This is a genomic window from Protofrankia sp. CiP1_Cm_nod2 (genome assembly GCF_920664355.1).
GTDB lineage: Bacteria > Actinomycetota > Actinomycetes > Frankiales > Frankiaceae > Protofrankia.
This window is the reverse complement of the sequence record NZ_CAKKTL010000385.1, coordinates 1-2,791: the sequence shown is the minus strand read 5'-3', so window position 1 is coordinate 2,791 and position 2,791 is coordinate 1. Positions and strand designations below refer to the sequence as shown.

The window sequence follows — 2,791 nt, the reverse complement described above, 5'->3', positions numbered from 1 at the left end:
CCGGCGGGACGTTGCCGCCCACGACCCGCACGCCTGGCCCGCCCGCGGCCGGGTCGGCGGCCAGCACGCGGCCGATCACGGCGACCCCGGGTGGCGGCTCGACGCCCGTCGGCAGCGTCCCGGCCAGGCCGTGATCCTCGCCGCCGGTCAGCAGGTGCCGCACGTCCACGCCGGGGACGGCCGCCCGCAGCGCGTCGGCGTCCACCTCCAGCACGACGCCGGAGGCGGCCGCCACATGCCCGAGATCGGCGAGCAGCCCGTCGCTGATGTCGAGCAGCGCGGTCGCGCCCGCCCGGGCCAGCGCCGGCCCGGCCGCGTACGGCGGTGTCGGGCGGCGGTGGGCGTCGACCAGAGGGCCCTCCCGCACGCCCGCGAGCAGCAGCTCCAGCCCGGCGGCGGAGCGGCCCACCGTGCCGGCGAGGACAACCGACTCCCCCGGGCGCGCCCCCGAGCGGGTCAGCGGGGCGACGCCCCGCGGGTCCCCGAGCGCGGTCACGGCCAGGCAGACCTCGGCCGCGCCGACCGTGTCGCCGCCGACGACGACCGCGCCCGCCTCGGCGCACTCGTCGCGCAGACCGTCGGCGAGGCCCTCGGCGAGCTCGACCGGGGTGGACGGCGGGCAGGCCAGGCCGACCAGCAGGGCGGTCGGGACGGCTCCCATGGCCGCCACGTCGGCGAGGCTCTGCGCGGCAGCTTTACGTCCGACGTCATATGGGGAGGACCAGTCGAACCGGAAGTGCCGCCCTTCCACGAGCAGATCTGTGGTAGCAATCACATAACCGGAGGGTGTCGGGACCACCGCGGCGTCGTCACCAGGACCCGCTGGCGGCGCCGGTGCGCCCAGTCTGGCCGCCACCCGGGCGATCAGACCAAATTCCCCTACCTCAGACACTCTCACCGGAGCCGATTGCCTGTTACCTTCTGTCGGCCCGTTGTTCTGCGGCACGGGTTGTCGACGTCCGACAAGGGAGCCTCTGTGGTCCACGCGTACATCCTCATCCAGACCGAGGTCGGGAAGTCCTCATCGGTGGCCAAGGAGATCGAACAGATCCCCGGTGTCACCCAGGCGGAGGACGTCACCGGCCCCTACGACGTGATCGCCCGTGCCGAGGCGGCCAGCGTCGATGAGCTGGGAAAGCTCGTCATGTCACGCGTGCAGACGGTCGACGGGATCACCCGCACGCTGACCTGTCCGGTGGTGCACTTCTGACGCTTCGTCCGCGCTTGTTCCCTGTCATGACCGGCCGGGACGGCAGAGTGCGGGCACGGCGGGCACCAGCCGCGTGGCCCGGTCGGCCAGCCGGGCCACCGGGGCCGGCGGCCGGGCGGCGGACCGGGTGGCCGGTCGCGCTCCTCGCCCGGATCATGGCCCTTGCCGTTGTGATTCCGCTCACCGCGTGTGCCGGTTCCCCGGGGCCGGTCACGGTCAACGGCGCGCCGGATCCGACCGGGGAGCAGCGGTCGGCCTGCCTCGCCCTGGGCGCCGCCCTGCCGTCCTCGCTGGGGCCGGGGCTGGAACGTCGCGAGGCCCGGCCGGCGTCGCCGTTCGTCGCGGCCTGGGGCTCCCCACCGGTGGTGCTCTCCTGCGGCGTGCCGGGGGCCGCTCCCGGTTACCGGCCGGACGTGACGCTCTCGGTGGTCGACGATGTCGGCTGGTTCGCCGAGGAACGCGGTGACACCGTCCGCTACTCCACGCCTACCCGACGTCCGCAGGTCGTGCTGCTGCTCCCCGCGTCCGTCCAGGCCTTCGACGTGCTGGCCACGCTCGCCGCGCCGGTCCGCGGCGCGACACGGTCGACGACGGCCTGACAGCGGCCGGCTGGGCGGCCCTACCGGCACCAGCGGCGACGGGGGACCAGCCGCGACGGGGATCAGTGCAGCCCCGTGCCGCGGCGGGCCGCCAGCGCGACCAGCCGGTCCACCAGCCGTGGGTAGTCCAGGCCGGTGGCCGCCCACATCCGCGGGAACATCGAGGTCGGGGTGAACCCCGGCATGGTGTTCACCTCGTTGACGATGATCGAGCCGTCCGGGCGGACGAACACGTCCACCCGGGCGAGGCCCGCGCAGTCCAGCGCGGCGAACGCCCGCACGGCGATCTGACGGACCGCGGCGGTGACCTCGGCGGGCAGGTCCGCCGGGACGTCGAAGCGGACCGCGTCCGAGAGGTACTTGGCCTCGAAGTCGTAGAAGCCCGCGGACCCCGCGGAGGTGGTCACCGTCACCTCCGCGGGCAGGCTCGCCTCCGGTCCGCCGCCGTCGAGGCTGCCGAGCACGCCGCACTCGACCTCACGGCCGACGACGGCGGCCTCGACGAGCACCTTCGGGTCGACGGCGCGGGCGGCTTTCAGCGCGGTCGCCAGGTCGTCCCAGGCGTCCACCCGGCTGATGCCGATGCTCGACCCGCCCCGGGCCGGTTTGACGAACACGGGCAGGCCGAGGCGTTCGCGGTCGTCGGCGGTCAGGGCCTGCCCGGCGCGCAGCACCGCGTACGGGCCGATGTCGAGCCCGGCGTCGGCGAGCAGGATCTTCATGTACTGCTTGTCCATGGCCGCGGCGCTGGCGAACACCCCGGAGCCGACGTAGGGGACGGCGGCCATCTCCAGCAGCCCCTGCACGGTGCCGTCCTCACCGAACGGCCCGTGCAGCAGCGGGAACACCACGTCGACGGCGCCGAGGCCGACAGGGCCGCGGCCGGCGGCATCGCGGCCGGCGGAGCCGGGGCCCGTCGGGGCCGCCACCTGGTCGAGCGCGAGCAGGCCGCCCGCGGTGGGGTCGCCGGGCAGCACCACCG

The 2,791-nt window shown here is 75.1% G+C and carries 4 protein-coding genes; 2 read left to right on the top strand and 2 right to left on the bottom strand.

Translation table 11 applies throughout. From position 1 onward, the window contains the following. Positions 1–898 (bottom strand): thiamine-phosphate kinase (locus tag NBW84_RS23730; protein WP_445548838.1); only part of this gene is annotated, 898 nt, incomplete at its 3' end. A gap of 78 nt (positions 899–976) precedes the next feature. On the opposite strand from NBW84_RS23730, the gene NBW84_RS23725 reads away from it, so the two are divergent. Both NBW84_RS23725 and NBW84_RS23720 read left to right on the top strand, forming a co-directional pair. Beyond that, positions 977–1,210, top strand: a complete 234-nt coding sequence (locus NBW84_RS23725; protein ID WP_013874856.1) for an Lrp/AsnC family transcriptional regulator — start codon at positions 977–979, stop codon at positions 1,208–1,210. Between the two features lie 47 nt (positions 1,211–1,257). Further along, a complete protein-coding gene (locus tag NBW84_RS23720) occupies positions 1,258–1,809 on the top strand; it encodes a DUF3515 family protein (protein WP_445548523.1) in 552 nt (183 codons plus the stop codon). A gap of 62 nt (positions 1,810–1,871) precedes the next feature. On the opposite strand, the gene NBW84_RS23715 is transcribed toward NBW84_RS23720, so the two are convergent. Next, positions 1,872–2,791 (bottom strand): D-alanine--D-alanine ligase family protein (locus tag NBW84_RS23715; protein WP_250287553.1); only part of this gene is annotated, 920 nt, incomplete at its 5' end.